This is a genomic window from Aeromicrobium camelliae, assembly GCF_003850045.1.
GTDB classification, from domain to species: Bacteria; Actinomycetota; Actinomycetes; order Propionibacteriales; family Nocardioidaceae; genus Aeromicrobium; species Aeromicrobium camelliae.
On record NZ_RQJX01000011.1, the window covers coordinates 51208 to 66675 of the forward strand.

16 protein-coding genes are annotated in these 15468 nt (G+C 69.2%); 4 read left to right on the plus strand and 12 right to left on the minus strand.

The features are described from left to right. Positions 1–8: 8 nt before the first annotated feature. The 7 genes from EHW97_RS09260 to EHW97_RS09290 form a co-directional block, all read right to left on the minus strand. Complete coding sequence (locus EHW97_RS09260) at positions 9–1295, minus strand: thymidine phosphorylase (protein ID WP_124236885.1); 1287 nt, start codon at positions 1293–1295, stop codon at positions 9–11. After that, positions 1292–2506, minus strand: coding sequence for a cytochrome P450 (locus EHW97_RS09265; RefSeq protein WP_243696372.1), 1215 nt, complete (start codon positions 2504–2506; stop codon positions 1292–1294). The genes EHW97_RS09260 and EHW97_RS09265 overlap by 4 nt, the downstream gene beginning before the upstream one ends. After that, positions 2503–2925, minus strand: coding sequence for a cytidine deaminase (locus EHW97_RS09270; RefSeq protein WP_124236886.1), 423 nt, complete (start codon positions 2923–2925; stop codon positions 2503–2505). The genes EHW97_RS09265 and EHW97_RS09270 overlap by 4 nt, the downstream gene beginning before the upstream one ends. Beyond that, entirely contained in the window at positions 2922–4163 is a 1242-nt protein-coding gene (locus tag EHW97_RS09275) for an ABC transporter permease (RefSeq protein ID WP_124236887.1), read from the minus strand. The genes EHW97_RS09270 and EHW97_RS09275 overlap by 4 nt, the downstream gene beginning before the upstream one ends. After that, positions 4160–5281 (minus strand): ABC transporter permease, encoded by a 1122-nt coding sequence (locus EHW97_RS09280; protein ID WP_243696373.1) that lies wholly within the window; start codon positions 5279–5281, stop codon positions 4160–4162. The genes EHW97_RS09275 and EHW97_RS09280 overlap by 4 nt, the downstream gene beginning before the upstream one ends. Continuing rightward, entirely contained in the window at positions 5278–6771 is a 1494-nt protein-coding gene (locus EHW97_RS09285) for an ABC transporter ATP-binding protein (RefSeq protein WP_124236888.1), read from the minus strand. The genes EHW97_RS09280 and EHW97_RS09285 overlap by 4 nt, the downstream gene beginning before the upstream one ends. An 84-nt stretch (positions 6772–6855) precedes the next feature. Continuing rightward, complete coding sequence (locus EHW97_RS09290; RefSeq protein WP_243696374.1) at positions 6856–7932, minus strand: BMP family lipoprotein; 1077 nt, start codon at positions 7930–7932, stop codon at positions 6856–6858. A 173-nt stretch (positions 7933–8105) separates the two neighbouring features. On the opposite strand from EHW97_RS09290, the gene EHW97_RS09295 reads away from it, so the two are divergent. Continuing rightward, entirely contained in the window at positions 8106–8588 is a 483-nt protein-coding gene (locus tag EHW97_RS09295) for a universal stress protein (RefSeq protein ID WP_124236890.1), read from the plus strand. 20 nt (positions 8589–8608) lie between these two features. Here EHW97_RS09295 and EHW97_RS09300 read toward each other — a convergent pair whose 3' ends face one another. Genes EHW97_RS09300 through EHW97_RS15325 form a run of 5 tightly spaced genes read right to left on the minus strand, consistent with a single transcriptional unit; the run spans position 8609 to position 12326 of the window. Further along, on the minus strand, positions 8609–9787 hold the full coding sequence (locus EHW97_RS09300) for an amidohydrolase (RefSeq protein WP_124236891.1): 1179 nt from the start codon (positions 9785–9787) through the stop codon (positions 8609–8611). Positions 9788–9821: 34 nt separating this feature from the next. Then, positions 9822–11063 carry an MFS transporter gene (locus tag EHW97_RS09305; RefSeq protein WP_124236892.1) on the minus strand — a complete coding sequence of 414 codons (1242 nt, stop codon included), beginning with the start codon at positions 11061–11063 and terminating at the stop codon, positions 9822–9824. Then, positions 11060–11473: a MarR family winged helix-turn-helix transcriptional regulator gene (locus EHW97_RS09310; RefSeq protein WP_124236893.1), complete on the minus strand. Its 414-nt coding sequence runs from the start codon at positions 11471–11473 to the stop codon at positions 11060–11062. Before EHW97_RS09310 ends, EHW97_RS09305 begins: the two co-directional genes overlap by 4 nt. A 43-nt stretch (positions 11474–11516) precedes the next feature. Continuing rightward, entirely contained in the window at positions 11517–12140 is a 624-nt protein-coding gene (locus tag EHW97_RS09315; RefSeq protein WP_124236894.1) for an L-threonylcarbamoyladenylate synthase, read from the minus strand. Positions 12141–12179: 39 nt separating this feature from the next. Then, positions 12180–12326, minus strand: coding sequence for a GPGG-motif small membrane protein (locus EHW97_RS15325; protein WP_166367464.1), 147 nt, complete (start codon positions 12324–12326; stop codon positions 12180–12182). A 140-nt stretch (positions 12327–12466) separates the two neighbouring features. Between EHW97_RS15325 and EHW97_RS09320 the strand changes: the two genes are divergently transcribed. The 3 genes from EHW97_RS09320 to EHW97_RS09330 are packed head-to-tail and all read left to right on the plus strand — an operon-like array spanning position 12467 to position 15465. Then, positions 12467–13264 carry a phosphoadenylyl-sulfate reductase gene (locus tag EHW97_RS09320; protein WP_124236895.1) on the plus strand — a complete coding sequence of 266 codons (798 nt, stop codon included), beginning with the start codon at positions 12467–12469 and terminating at the stop codon, positions 13262–13264. Positions 13265–13276: 12 nt separating this feature from the next. Continuing rightward, positions 13277–14188, plus strand: a complete 912-nt coding sequence (gene cysD / locus EHW97_RS09325) for a sulfate adenylyltransferase subunit CysD (RefSeq protein ID WP_124236896.1) — start codon at positions 13277–13279, stop codon at positions 14186–14188. Beyond that, the gene (locus EHW97_RS09330) at positions 14188–15465 is read left to right on the plus strand and encodes a sulfate adenylyltransferase subunit 1 (protein WP_124236897.1); all 1278 of its coding nucleotides are present in this window, start codon (positions 14188–14190) and stop codon (positions 15463–15465) included. Before cysD ends, EHW97_RS09330 begins: the two co-directional genes overlap by 1 nt. The last annotated feature ends 3 nt before the right edge of the window (positions 15466–15468 follow it).

Sequence of the window (15468 nt, forward strand, 5' to 3'; positions counted from 1 at the left end):
AGCCGACCCTAACCAATCCGGTCGATGACGACGCGACGCAGGTCACACTCAGCATCGGCGATCTCCCACGCGCCGTCGAGGGCCTCGCGAGCCCATCCGAAGCGCTCAGGCGTCTCGGTGTGCAACGTCAGCAGCGGCTGTCCGGCGGTCACACGGTCACCAGGCTTGGCGTGCAGTTCGACGCCGGCTGTCGCCTGCACGGACTCCCCCGGTCGGCTGCGACCGGCACCGAGGCGCCAAGCTGCGACACCGACCGACAGCGCATCGAGGCGCTGCAGGACTCCGCTGTCGGCGGCGGTGATGGTCTCGGTCGCGGGAGCCACCGGCAGCGGCGCGTCGGGGTCGCCGTCCTGGGCCCGGATCATGCGCCGCCACACGTCCATGGCGCGACCGTCAGCCAACGCGTCGGCAGGATCGACGTCGCCGCGGCCCGCCGCGGTCAGCATCTCGCGGGCCAGGGCGAGCGTGAGCTCGACGACGTCGGCGGGGCCGCCTCCGGCCAGGACCTCGACGGATTCGCGCACTTCGAGAGCGTTGCCGACGGTCAGGCCCAGCGGGGTGCCCATCTCGGTCAGCAGCGCGACCGTGTGGACGCCGGCGTCGGTGCCGAGGGCCACCATCGTCTCGGCGAGTTCACGCGCGTCGGACTCCGCCTTCATGAAGGCACCCGAGCCGGTCTTCACGTCGAGCACCAGCGCGCCGGTGCCCTCGGCGATCTTCTTGCTCATGATCGAGCTCGCGATGAGCGGGATGCACTCGACGGTGCCCGTCACGTCGCGCAGGGCGTACAGCTTCTTGTCTGCGGGAGCCAGGCCGGAGCCGGCCGCGCAGATCACCGCCGCGACGTCGTCGAGCTGCTGCAGCATCTCCTCGTTGGTCAGCGCCGCCCGCCAGCCCGGAATGGACTCGAGCTTGTCGAGCGTGCCGCCGGTGTGCCCGAGACCGCGGCCGGACAGCTGCGGCACCGCGACACCGCACGCCGCCACGAGCGGGGCCAGCGGCAGGGTGATCTTGTCGCCCACGCCTCCGGTGGAGTGCTTGTCGGCCGTGGGCCGCGAGAGCGAGGAGAAGTCCATGCGCTCGCCCGAGGCGATCATCGCGGCCGTCCAGCGGGCGATCTCCGCGCGGCTCATCCCGTTGAGGAAGATCGCCATCGCGAGCGCCGACATCTGCTCGTCGGCCACCACCCCGCGCGTGTAGGCGTCGACGACCCAGTCGATCTGCTCGTCGGTGAGCGTCTTGCGGTCGCGCTTGGCCGCGATGACGTCGGTGGCGGCGAACGGCTCGATGCTCATGAGCGGGACTCCTTCGCTGTGACGGGGATGCTCTCGTAACCGCGCAGCACCCAGGTGGGCCGGCGAGGTGCGTCGCCCGCGAGGGCCAGGTCCGGGAAGCGCGCGAGCAGCTCGGCGATGCTGATCTGGAGCTCGAGCCGCGCCAGCGGCGCTCCCAGGCAGAAGTGCAGCCCCATGCCGAACCCCACGTGGGGGTTGGGGTCGCGCGCGACGTCGAACCGGTCCGGATCCTCGAAGGTCTCGCCGTCGCGGTTGGCCGACCCCATCAGGCAGGCGACCTTCTGCCCGCGGCGTACGGTCACTCCGGCGACCTCGACGTCCTCGGTGGCGGTGCGCTCGAAGAGCTGGAGCGGCGCGTCATAGCGGATGAGCTCCTCCAGCGCCGTCTCGACGGTGACCTCGCCGCTGGTCACCCGGGCCAGCTGCGCCCGGTCGGCCAGGAGGGCATGCATGCCGTTGCCGAACACGTTCACGGACGCCTCGTGCCCGGCGTTGAGCAGGAGCACGACCGACGCCACGAGCTCGTCCTCGGACAGGCGGGTTCCGCCGTCACGCTCGGCGATGAGGTCGGTGATGAGATCGTCTCCGGGGTGGTCGCGGCGATGGGTCACCACCTCGCGTACGTAGGCGGAGAAGTCCTCGCTCGCGGCGACCGACGCCTTGCGGGTGGACTCGTCCACGTCAGGCTCGTACATCCGCACGATGGCCTGGGACCAACGCCGCAGATCGTGGTGATCGCGCCGCGGCACGCCGAGCAGGTCGGCGATCACGAAGACCGGCATCGGCTCCGCGTAGTCGGCCAGGATGTCGACCGAAGCGCCCGACTGCAGCTGCTCGCCCACGGCCCCGGCGCCGTCGAGCATGTCCGCGGCGAGTTCGGCGATCCGGGGACGCATGCGTTCGACGTGACCTCGGCCGAACGCACCGGCGACGAGCCGTCGCAGGCGCGTGTGCGCCGGCGGCTCGTTCTCCATCATCTGGTGACGGTGCAGGGCGTTGAAGGGGGCCATCTGCTCGACCGGCTCGTGGTCGGACCAGAGGCGGCCGAACCGGCGGTCGCGCAGGACCGCGCTCACCGACGCGTGAGTCGTCGCGAGCCACAGACCCCACGGTTCGTGCCACACCATCGGCGCCTGCGCACGCAACGCCGCGAGGACCGGATACGGGTCGGCGAGGAACTGCGGATCGGTGGTGTCGAGCAGGGTGTTCACTGCCGCAAGTCTGTCACGTCGAAGGCGTCGGGAAGCACCTCGGCCATCGACACCGGACCCCGTGCGGTGAGCAGTTCGCACTCCGCACCCCCGTGCTCCCACAGGAGCTGACGGCAACGTCCACACGGCATGACCGGCTCGCCCTTGCCGTCCACGCACACGACCGCGCGCAACCGACCACCACCGGTCGAGTGCAGGGCGGAGACCATCCCGCACTCGGCGCACAACGCGACGCCGTACGCCGCGTTCTCGACGTTGCAGCCGAGCACCACCCGCCCGTCGGCGACCAGTCCGGCCGCGCCGACCTTGTACTCCGAGTAGGGGGCGTACGCGCGCTGCATGACCTCTGTGGCGTAGCGGCGCAGTGCGTCCCAGTCCACCGGGCCGTCAGCCGGGGTGAAGCCGAAACCTGCGCTCATCCTGCCTGCCCCCTTCGGTAGGGTTTGCCGCTCGCCGCCGGCATGCGTAGTCGCTGTGATGCGACCGCGAGGACGAACAACGTCAACAGATAGGGCGTCATGCCGGTGAAGTCGGCCGGCACCGAATCCACTGCGAGGTACCAGACCAGCAGCGCGACGGCGATGAGCGCGACGACGATACCCGTCACCCGTTCGCCGCCCAGGTACTTCACGGCCGCGTAACCGAGCAGGATCAGCGACAAGAGCAGCAGCAGCGCGTGCACGAGCGGACCGTTGTCGGACAGCAAGCTCACCCCGTCGGCGTAACCGAACATGAGCGAACTGGCCAGCACCCCCGTGGGGTTCCAGTTGCCGAAGATCATCGAAGCCAGACCGATGTAGCCGCGACCATTCGTCTGGCCCGTGGTGAAGGACGACGAGGCCACCATGGCGAGGTAGGCCCCGCCGAGTCCGGCGAACGCGCCGGAGATGAGCACGGCGATGTACTTGTAGCGGTAGACGTTGACACCGAGTGTCTCGGCCGCCTGGGGGTTCTCACCGCACGAACGCAGGCGAAGGCCGAACGGGGTACGCCAGAGCACCCACGCGGTCAACGCCACGAGAGCGACGGCGAGGATCGTGAGCAGCGAGAGACGCGTCGTGACACCCGCCACCGCCGCCGCGATGTCGGAGACGAGGAACCAGCGCTGGTCCGACACCCATAGCGCGGCGTCGGAGATGCCAGGGATAGTGATCTGCGCCGGTACGGCGTACCCGGAGAGATTGCGCGGACCGCCGCCGTCGAGGTCGGTGAAGAAGGTCTGGGCGAGATACCCCACGGCGCCCAGCCCCGCGATGTTGATCGCCACGCCGGAGATGATGTGGTCGACGCCGAAGGTGATGGTGGCGACCGCGTGCAGCAGTCCGCCGAGCGCTCCCATCAGCAGCGCGCCGAGGACCCCCGCCCACGCGCCGAAATGGTAGGCGAAGAACGCCGCACCCCAGGTGCCCAGCAGCATCTGCCCCTCGAGTCCGATGTTGACCACGCCCGCCCGCTCGGCCCACAGGCCGCCGAGACCGGCGAGCAGAATCGGACACGCCGCGATCAGCGCGAGTCGCAACGTTCCGGGTGTCGTCATCCGACTCTCGTCGGTGAACACGCGGACGAGAGAGACGGTCACGACCGCGGCAAGAGCGAGGAGCAACGTGAGGTGGCGGTACTGGCGGACCGCGGGGGGAGCTGAAGCGAGGATCGTCATGCCGAAGCTCCTGTCGTCGTCGCGGGCTCGAGTTCTCGGGCGACCCGCTCCTGCTCGCGCCGCACCTTGATCCGCCGGGCGATCTCGAAGGCGATGACGACCATGAGGACGACGATGCCTTGCGTGATCTCCACGACGTCTCGCGCCACTCCGACGCTCTGGAGGCGGTTGGACTGCGTCGCCAGGAAGGCGAAGAGCAGCGATCCGAAGCCGATCCCGAGCGACGTGTTCCGCCCGAGGAGGGCCACCGCGAGGCCGGTGAACCCGAGACCACGCTGGAAGTACTCCGGAATGCCGAAGGTGTGCGTGCTGCCGAAGAAGCTCGGCATCCACACCAGTCCGGCGATCGCTCCGGAGATCGCCATGACGATCAGCACCATGCGCCGCGGATCGATGCCGTTGGCGAGCGCCGCCGTCCGCGACTCCCCCGTCGTGCGCAGATCGAAGCCGAACCGGGTCCAGCCGAGCAGGAACGAGTACCCGATGCCGACGATGACGGCCAGGATCGCGAGCGCCCAGACGTCCGGCGCGTCGGCGAAGAGACCGAAACCGAGCGGCTGGCTCGACGGCGGGATCTTGGGAGTCGTGAACGTGTAGCCGCTGCGCTCACCGTAGGTCTTGACCAGATAGCCCGCCAGCGTGAGCGCGACGTAGTTGAGCATGATCGCGGAGATGACCTCGCTGACGCCACGGGTGACGTTGAGGACGGCGGCGATCATCGCCCACACGATGCCGGCGAGCATCGCGACGATGAGCGTGGCGAGGATGTTCAGCGGTCCGGGCACGATCCCCGACCCGGCGAAGAAGGCGCCGGCGCACGCCCCGACGATGTACTGGCCTTCCACGCCGATGTTGAACAAGCCCATACGAAAACAGATGGCCGCGGCGAAGGCCGACAGCGCGATCATCGAGGCCTGGTTGACGATGATGATGGTGTCGCGATTGCTCGGGACCGACAGCATCGTGTCGACGAACCCGCCGATGGGCGCGCCGGTCGCCCACACCACGACGCTCGTGGCGACGAGGGCCGCCACGATCGCGACGATCGTCGGCAGGATCGAGTACGTGATGGCCTGCGTGACCCGACGCGTCACCTGCCCGTTCTGCTGCCCGCTCACGCGGCGCCTCCTGTCATCGCCGTGCCGAGTTCTTGCGCGGTCACGTGGTCGGGGTCGAAGTGAGCCGTGATGCGGCCACGCAAGATGACCTCGAGCCGGTCCGAGAGCCCGATGAGTTCGTCGAGGTCCGCGGAGATCAGGAGCACCCCGAGCCCGTCGTGACGGGCGCGGCGGATGTGATCCCAGATGGCCGCCTGCGCGCCGACATCGACGCCGCGGGTGGGATGGGAGGCGAGCAGCAGCACCGGTTCGCCGCTCATCTCCCGCCCCACGATGAACTTCTGCTGATTCCCGCCCGAGAGCGCACGCGCTGAGGTGTGGACCGACGGGGTCCGCACGTCGTAGTCGGCGATGATCCGTTCGGCGTCCGCACGAGCCCCGCCCGGGTTGAGGAGCGGGCCGCGGGTGACCCGGCGCGTCGTCTGATGTCCGAGGATCCGGTTCTCCCACAACGGGAAGTCGAGGACCACTCCGTGCCGGTGTCGGTCCTCGGGGATGAAACCGACGCCTCGTTCACGGACCTTACGCGTGGAGAGCCGTGTGATGTCCTCCTCGGCGAGCGTGATCGCGCCGCTCGTGGCGCGCCGCATCCCCATGATGACCTCGACGAGTTCGGTCTGGCCGTTGCCTTCCACGCCGGCGATCCCCACGATCTCGCCGCGATGAACCGTGAGATCGACGTCGTCGAGCAGTCGACGGCCGGTGTCGCTGGTGAGTCCGATGCCGCTCAAGGTCAAGATCGGGACGTCCGTGACGGTGTCCTCGCCGAGCTCGGGACTAGGAAGTTCGGCCCCCACCATGAGCTCGGCGAGCTCCTGCTTGGTGGCGGTGCGGGGGTCGGCCGTACCGACGGTGGTGCCGCGGCGCATGACCGTGATGTCGTCGGCGATCTCGAGCACTTCGTCGAGCTTGTGCGAGATGAAGAGGACCGAACGGCCGCTCGCGACGAGGTCGCGGAGGTTGGCGAACAACGCCTGCACCTCTTGCGGGACCAGCACGGCGGTCGGCTCGTCGAGGATGATGAGCGTCGCTCCGCGGTAGAGCACCTTGAGGATCTCGACCCGCTGACGGGCCGCGACGCCCAGGGTCGCGACGAGCGCATCGGGATCGAGATCGAAGCCGTACGCCTCGCAGATCTCCCGGACCTGGGACCTGGCCTTCTCCCCGATACCGTGGAGCTTCTCGGCCCCGAGGACCACGTTCTCCAGCACCGTGAGGTTGTCGGCGAGCATGAAGTGTTGGAAGACCATGCCGATGCCGATGTCGATCGCATCGGTGGGAGAGGCGAAACGGCGCTCCTCACCGTCGACGACGATCGTGCCCCCGTCGGGCGCCTGCACGCCGTAGAGGATCTTCATGAGGGTCGATTTCCCCGCCCCGTTCTCCCCGATCAGGGCGTGAACGGCTCCGGGCCGGATGGTGAGGTCGACGTCGTGGTTGGCGACGACCCCTGGGAAGCGCTTCTCGATCCCCCGCAACTCCACGTGCATGCTCGGCCTGTCTCGCTCTCCGTCTCGCTGGTCGAGGCCCGGGGCCGCACCTCGCGGTGCGGCCCCGGGCCTCGTGGGTCAGCCTCAGGGCTGCTCGGGGACCTCGATCTCCCCGTCGATGATCTGCTGCTTGTAGTCCTCGATCGACGCGACGATGTCCTCGGAGAGGAAATCACCGGACGTCGAGTAGCCCACGCCCTCGTCGGCGAGGGTGAACAGCGAGTAGCTCGACAGCGGCTCACCGTCGACCGCCGACTTGATGAAGTCGTAGGTCGCCACGTCGACGCGCTTGAGCATCGACGTGAGGATGTGCGGCTGCTGCTCCGGCGACGCCGTGAGGTACTGGTCGGAGTCGACGCCGATGGCCCAGATGTCGGCGCTCGTCACGGCGTCGAAGACACCGATCCCCGACGCGCCGGCGGCGTGGAAGATCACGTCCGCGCCGTCGTTGATGAGGCCCTCGGCCGCGGCCTGGCCACCGGCCGGGTCGCCGAAGCCGCGCGGGTCGGTCTCCTCGATGTACGTGGAGACGACCTCGATGTCGGGGTTGACCGCCTCGACACCGGCGGCGAATCCGGCCTCGAACTTCTGGATGAGCGTGTTGTTGACGCCGCCGACGAAGCCGACGGTGTTGCTCTCGGTCTGCTCCGCGGCCGCGACGCCGACGAGGAAGGAGCCCTCGTTCTCGGCGAACGTCAGGTACGCGACGTTGCAGTTCTGCTCGTCCTCGGTCGGGTCGAAGCCGTCGATCACCGCGAAGGCGACGTTCGGGTAGTCCGGGGCGACCTTGTCGACCGACTCGCTATACGCGAAGCCGACGCCGACGATGACGTTGAAGCCGTCGTCGGCGAAACCGCGGAGGCGCTGCTCGCGCACTTCCTCGCTCTCGTCGGAGCTGGCCTCGCCTTCGGTGCCTTCGAAGCTGAACTCGCCCTGGGCCTTCTCGAAACCGGCGTAGGCGGCGTCGTTGAACGACTGGTCGCCGCGGCCACCCACGTCGTAGGCGAGCGCGACCTTCGGGTCGCCCTCGAGCTGAGTGACCTCGCACTCCTGGGCGTCGGTGTCCTCACCGCCGCCATCGTTGTCCGCTGCCGTGCCACACGCACTCAGCGCCAATGCGGCCGCGCCCGCGAGAGCGGCAGCCCTGGTCAAACGACGCACTTCTCCTCCTCGTCTCGCGCCAGGTGGTCTGGCGCGTCCACTGCACCCAGCAGACCTTATCGGCGGGCAGGTGCGGTTGGGGAGAGCATCGGGGCGATTGAGCCTGCCTGACACCGATTTGTAACCTGCCCGCATCACGAGGGGCGACGGGTGGCTGCCACTACGCTGAGGTCATGAGCACCGCAGCCTCCACCATCGTCGTCGGACACGACGGATCGCGCTTCGCCGACACCGCCCTGGAGTGGGCGCTGGACTGGGCCGAGAAGACCGGTCTGAGCGTGACGGTCGCCCGCAGCTGGACGATCCGCACCGCGCCGCGTCCCAGCACCTGGGAGCCGGGCTACGTCCCGCCCGCCGAGGACTTCGCCGCAGCCGTCCGCGAGCGGCTCGAAGCCGACGTCGCCGGCGTCGTCAAGGCGCACTCCGGCGTCGAGGTCACCTACGCGACCCCGCGTGGCCCGGCAGCCAACGGACTGCTCGAGCTGTCCGAGAACGCCGCTCTCGTCGCAGTGGGCCCGCGCGGGCTCGGCGGCTTCAAGGGTCTCGTGCTCGGGTCGGTGAGCGAGGCGGTCGTGCGGCACGCCAAGTGCCCCGTGGTGGTGGTTCGCGGCGACGACGACCCTGCTGACGCCGAGCGCGCCCTCGACCTGGACTGAGCGTCCTGGCCGCGTGACGGCTAGCTCGCGCCGAGCGACGCGGCCGTCGCGAGAACGCGGGCACCGACCGCGATAGCCCGCTCGTCGACGCGCAGGTTGCCCTGGTGCAGGTCGTAGGTGGGCCCGTCAGGAGTTCGTGTCCCGAGCCGCCCCATCGCCCCGGGGATGGACTCGACGTACCACGCGAAGTCCTCGCCGCCGAGGCTCTGCAACGTCGTCGCCGTGCCGGCCGGACCGAGCGCCTGCGCGACGGCCTGACGGAACGTCTGGGTGGCCGCGAAGTCGTTGACCACGGGCGGCACGCCCCGCGTGTAGGTCACCTCGGCGCTCACACCGAACGGTTCGATGATGTCGGCGATGAGCCCGCGCACGAGTCGCTCGGCTTCGTGCCAGGCTGCGGCGTCGAGCATGCGCAACGTGCCGGTGAGCTCGCCGACCGACGGGATGACGTTGGCGGCGTTGCCAGCCGACACCTGTCCCCACACGAGGCTGGCACCGGCGCGCGGATCGAAACGGCGGGACAGCACGGCCGGCATCTGCGTGATGAGGCTGCCGAGCGCGTATGTCAGATCCTCGGTCAGATGCGGGCGCGACGTGTGACCGCCGCGGCCGCTGAGCACGACGTGGATGTGGTCCGAAGCGCCCGTGATCGGGCCCTCCCGCAGACCGACATGTCCCACGTCGAGCGAGGGATCGCAGTGCAGCGCGTAGATCCGGCTGACGCCCTGGAGCGCGCCCTCGCGGAGCACCCGCAACGCGCCGCCGGGCATGACCTCCTCGGCCGGCTGGAAGAGCAGCCGGACGCGGTGACGTAGGCCGATGGTCTCGTCGACCCGGGCCAGCGCGTGGGCGGCTCCGACGAGCGCGGCGACGTGGACGTCGTGACCGCAGGCGTGAGCGATGCCGGGCTGACGCGACCGCCACGGGTCCTGCGTCGTGTCCAGCACGGGGAGGGCGTCGAGATCCGCGCGCAGTGCCACGATCGGGCCTTTGTCTGGTCCGAGGTCGCACGTGAGACCGGTGCCCGAAGCGAGCCGCTCGGGGTTGAGTCCGGACTTCTCCAGCTGAGCGGCGACGACGTCGGTCGTTCGATGTTCCTGCCACGACAGCTCGGGGAAGGCGTGGAGGTCGCGACGTAGCTCGATCAGATCGGGGGTGATCACCTCGATCGTGTGGGCAATGACGTCCTGGACACTCACCGCGTCAGGATATCGGTCGGCTCGCGAGCCCCGCTCAGGCACGGAGCACCAGCGATCGCAATGTCACCTTGCGCATCCGCGCGTAGGCGAACCCCGCGAGTCCGACGCCGGCGCCCGCGATCAGCCCGCTGATCACCAGCGCCCAGCGCGCCCCGAGGTGCTCGCCGATGTATCCGATCAACGGCGCGCCCAACGGGGAGCTGCCCATGAAGACCATGAGGTAGAGCGAGACGACCCGGCCCCGCATCGAGGGCGCCGACGTCAGCTGGATCAACGCGTTGGCCGTCGTGATCGTGGTCAGCACACTCACTCCGACCAGCGGCAGCACCGCCGCGTACGTGCCGTAGGTCGGCATGAGGCCCGAGAGGATCTGCGCGAAGGCGAAGGTCAGGCCCGCACCGACGATGAAGCGCAGTCGCGGTTTCGGCCGGCGGGCGGCGAGCAGCGCACCCGCGAGGGACCCGATCGCCAGGATCGAGCCGAGGATGCCGAACTCCCCCGCGCCCTTGTCGAACACGTCGGTGGCCATGAGGGCCGAGGTGATCTGGAAGTTCATGCCGAACGCGCCGAGGAAGAACACGCAGGTGAACAGGAGCACCAGGTCCGGCCTCCCGGCCACGTACCGCACACCTTCGCGCACGGCGCCGCGATGCCGCTCGGCGAGCGGAGCCGGATGAAGTCGGCTCGAGTCCATCAACAGCAGGGCGCCGAGGACGAAGCCGTAGCTGAGCGCGTTGGCGAGGATGACCCAGCCGGTCGCATCGATGCCGGACCCCAGTGCGGCGATCAGCAGGCCGGCGATGCCCGGGCCGATGAGGCGTCCGGAGTTGAACGACGCCGAGTTCAAGGCCACCGCGTTGGACAGCTGCTCGGCGTCGACCATCTCGCTGACGAACGACTGGCGTGCTGGCGCCTCGAAGGCTCGCGCGGCACCGAACACGAACGCGAGCACGTAGGCATGCCACGGTTGCGCGACCCCGAGGATCGCGAGCACTCCGAGCACGGCCGAGGGCACCGCCATCGCGAGCTGCATCCAGGCGAGCAGCCGTCGTTTCGCGACCCGGTCGGCGAGGAGTCCGGCCAACGGTGAGAACAGCAGTGAGGGAAGCAGCTGGAGCGCCACGACGAAACCGAGCGCCGCGCCACTGCCGGTCAGCTGAAGGACCAGCCAGGCTTGGGCGGTGTTCTGCAACCAGGTTCCGACGTTCGAGGCGAGGGCGCCGGTCGCGTAGATGCGGTAGTTGCGGACGGCGAGTGCGCTGAACGTCGGGCTCATTCGGCCTCCGCCAGTCGCGTGAGGATCGGCACGGCCCGGCGAAGCAGCTCGCGCTCCTCGCGGTCGAGCTCGGAGAGCTGGTGTTCCAGCCACGCGTCCCGGCGCTGTCGCTCGTCATCGAGGATGCGTTCGCCGCGGTCGGCGAGCGCGACGAGCACCTGACGCCCGTCGTCGGGGCTGGGGGTCTTGGTCGCATAACCGCACTCGACGAGTTGGTTCAAGGTGCGGGTGATGGACGGCGGCCGGACTCGTTCACGCGCCGCGATCGCACCCGGCGTTGCCGGGCCGATCTTGGCGAGCGTGCCGAGGACGGAGAGCTGCGTCGGTGTCAGATCAGACTGGCGCTCTTGGCGCAGCCGCCGGTTGAGTCGGGCCACCGCCAGGGCGAGTCTCTGGGAATCGGTGGGCATATCTTAAGCATAGCTCATTACCTATGCTAATCAAAACCGATCATCACTGAAACGGCGCGGGATCTCCGGCGCCCACGCGGACCACCGTGGCGATGCCTTCGGACAGGTCCACCACCGTCGTCGGAGTCCCCAGTACGTCGTCGCCGGAGTCCAGGATCGCCTCCACGCGACCGTCGAGCGCTTCATTGATCTCCCATGCCGTCGTCATCGCCTCGGTCTCACCGGGGAGGATCAGCGTGGTCGACAGCAGCGGCTCCCCGAGCGCCTCGACCAGCGCCAGACTGATGCGGTGGTCGGGAATGCGCACGCCGACGGTCTTCTTCTTCTCCTGCAGCAGCCGCTTGGGCACCTCGCGGGTGGCGGGAAGGATGAACGTGTACGGGCCGGGAGTCGCCGCCTTGACCGCCCGGAACACCGTGTTGTCGACGTGCACCATCTGCCCGAGCTGCGAGAAGTCGCGACAGACGAGCGTGAAGTGGTGCTTCGCGTCGAGGTCGCGGATGGACCGGATGCGGTCCAGCGCCTCGGCGTTGCCCAGCTGCGCGCCCAGGGCGTAACCGGAGTCCGTGGGGTAGGCGATGAGACCGCCTTCACCGAGGACCGCGACGGCCTGGTCGACGGAACGCTGTTGCGGATTGACCGGGTGGATGTCGATGAAGCGAGCCATGATTCGACCCTAGGCCGAACGGGTCATGGCGTCGATTCGTCAGGTGAAGATGCTGACTCCGCCGGGTCCGATCAAGAGCGCCACGACGATCAGCACGATGCCCATGATGAAGTCGCGCTGGACGAGCCGCACCACACCGAGAAGGCCGATGATCACGGCCGCGATCCACAAGATGGTTGCCCACATGGGAGTCTCCCTTCGTTGATCCCTCCAGCATGTCGCGCTACGACGACTTCCGCACGGCGAGCGGAGCGCCGTGGATCGAGCGCCGTCCGGCATGCGGACACCGGTCCGTAGCGGGAGACGCGCACCTAGGGTGGAGCGCGATGAGCACCCCCGTCTCGAGCCTTGCCGAACGGCGCGAGCGCCAGTTGGCGCACGATCGCGCCCGCGACGAGCACCACGCGCGTCGTCCCGAACTCCTGCGTCCTCGACGCGACCGCTCCGAGCTGCAGGCGATCGCCGCCGAGGCGTCGACGCGTCTCGCTGATGCGAGCACCGACGACGTGCTCGCTTGGGTCGCCGAGGAGTTCGGCTACCGCACCGCCGTCGCATGTTCGATGGCCGATGCCGTCCTCCCCCACGTCGTCGCCCGCCACCTTCCCTGGGTCGACACCCTGTTCCTCGAGACGGGCTACCACTTCGCCGAGACGATCGGGACGCGGGATGCCGTCGAAGCCGGGATGGAGCTCACGATCGTGGACGTGACCGCGGCGCAGAGCGTCGAGCAGCAGGACGCCGACCACGGGCCGCGCCTGTACGAGCGCGATCCCGGCTTGTGCTGCCAGCTCCGCAAGGTCGAACCGTTGCACCGGACGCTGCAGGAGTACGAGGTGTGGATCACCGGCGTGCGGCGCGAGGAGAGCCCGACGCGCGCCGACACCCCGCTGGTGACGTGGGACGCCAAGTACGGACTCGTCAAGGTCAACCCGCTGGCCGCGTGGACGTTCGACGAACTGCTCGCGTACGCCGACGAGCACGGCGTCATCGTCAACCCGCTCGTGCAGGACGGCTACCCGTCAATCGGTTGTGCGCCCTGCACGCGCCGCGTGGCCCCTGGCGAGGATCCCCGTGCCGGTCGCTGGGCGGGGCTGGACAAGACCGAGTGCGGCCTGCACACCTGAGAGAGCTGAGCGATGACCCTCACCCCTTCCCGCGAACTCACCCAGCTGCAGTGGCTGGAGTCGGAGTCCATCCACATCATCCGCGAGGTGGCCGCGGAGTTCGAGCGTCCGGTGATCCTGTTCTCCGGCGGTAAGGACTCCGTCGTCATGCTGCACCTGGTGGTCAAGGCGTTCTGGCCGGCCAAGGTGCCGTTCGCGGTGCTCCACGTCGACACCGGGCACAACTTCCCCGAGGTGCTGCGCTTCCGTGACGACACGGTCGAGCGGCTCGGACTGCGGCTCGAGGTCGCCTCGGTGCAGGACTACATCGACGACGGCCGGCTGCGCGAGCGCGCGGACGGCACCCGCAACCCGCTCCAGACGCAGCCGCTGCTCGACGCGATCGCCGAGCACCGTTTCGACGCCGTCTTCGGCGGCGGACGCCGCGACGAGGAGAAGGCGCGTGCGAAGGAGCGCGTGTTCAGCCTCCGTGACGAGTTCGGCCAGTGGGACCCGCGTAACCAACGGCCGGAACTGTGGAACCTCTACAACGGCCGGCACACCCCGGGTCAGCACGTCCGAGTGTTCCCGTTGAGCAACTGGACCGAGCTCGACATCTGGCAGTACATCGGAGCCGAGAAGATCGAACTCCCGCCGCTGTACTACGCCCACGACCGCGAGGTCGTCGAGCGCGACGGGATGCTTCTCGCCGTCGGGCCCTACTCCCCCGCACGCGAGGGTGAGACCGTCACGACCCGGCGCGTCCGGTACCGCACCGTCGGCGACATGTCCTGCACCGGCGCCGTCGACAGCTCGGCGTCCACCGTCGAAGACGTCATCGCCGAAGTCGCCGCCACTCGCATCACCGAGCGAGGCGCAACCCGTGCCGACGACCGCATCTCGGAGGCGGCCATGGAGGATCGCAAGAAGGAAGGCTACTTCTGATGAGCACGCTGCTGCGCCTGGCCACGGCCGGTTCCGTCGATGACGGGAAGTCCACTCTGGTCGGCCGGCTGCTCTACGACTCGAAGTCGGTTCTGGCCGACCAGTTCGATGCTGTCGAGCGGGTCAGCCGTGATCGCGGACTCACGTCGGCCGACCTCGCGTTGCTCACCGACGGCCTGCGGTCCGAGCGCGAGCAGGGCATCACCATCGACGTCGCGTACCGCTACTTCGCGACCGCCCACCGCACCTTCATCCTCGCCGACTGCCCGGGGCACGTGCAGTACACCCGCAACACCGTGACCGGCGCGAGCACGGCCGACGTGGTCGTCCTGCTCGTCGACGTCCGCAAGGGGCTGCAGGAACAGACACGCCGGCACCTCGCCGTCGCGTCCTTGCTACGTGTGCCGCACGTCGTGGTCGTCGTCAACAAGATCGACCTCGTCGACTACGAACAAGCGACCTACGCGCGCGTGTCCGAGGAGGTCACCGCCGCGGCGCGCAGCCTCGGCATGCCCGACGTGCAGACGCTGCCGGTGTCGGCGCTCGAGGGCGACAACGTCGTGACCCGCTCGCAGCACACGCCCTGGTATGACGGCCCGAGCCTGCTCGAACTGCTCGAGGGACTCTCGTCCAAGGGCGACCCTGACGCCGAGCCGCTTCGCTTCCCCGTACAACTCGTGATCCGTCCGCAGTCAGCGGCCGACGAGCGTTTCCGCGACTACCGCGGGTACGCCGGGCAGGTCGCCTCAGGCGTCGTCCGGGTGGGCGACCCGATCGCGGTCCTGCCGAGCGGCCGCAGCACCACGGTCGTCGGCATCGACCAGGCCGGCCAGGAGTTGGACGAGGCGTTCGCGCCGCAGTCGGTCACACTCCGGCTGGCCGACGACATCGACATCAGTCGCGGGGATCTCATCGCCGGGGCCGCGGAGCCCCCCGAGCTCACTCAGGACGTCGACGGCACGATCGCCTGGCTCGCGGACCACGCGCTGCGGCCGGGCGCCAAGGTCCTGCTGAAGCACGGCACGCGGACCGTGCAGGCCCTCGTCCGGACGATCTCCGGGCGGCTCGACCTCGATGCCACCGAACTGCGCCCCGCGGACACCCTCGACCTCAACGACATCGGCCACGTGAAACTGCGGCTCGCCGCTCCGATCCCGGCCGAGCCCTACGTTCGGGCACGGAGCACAGGTGCGTTCCTCCTCATCGACGCCCATGACGGGACCACGCTCGCCGCGGGCATGGTCGGCGACGCACTGCTCGCGACGGCTACCGTCTGACCC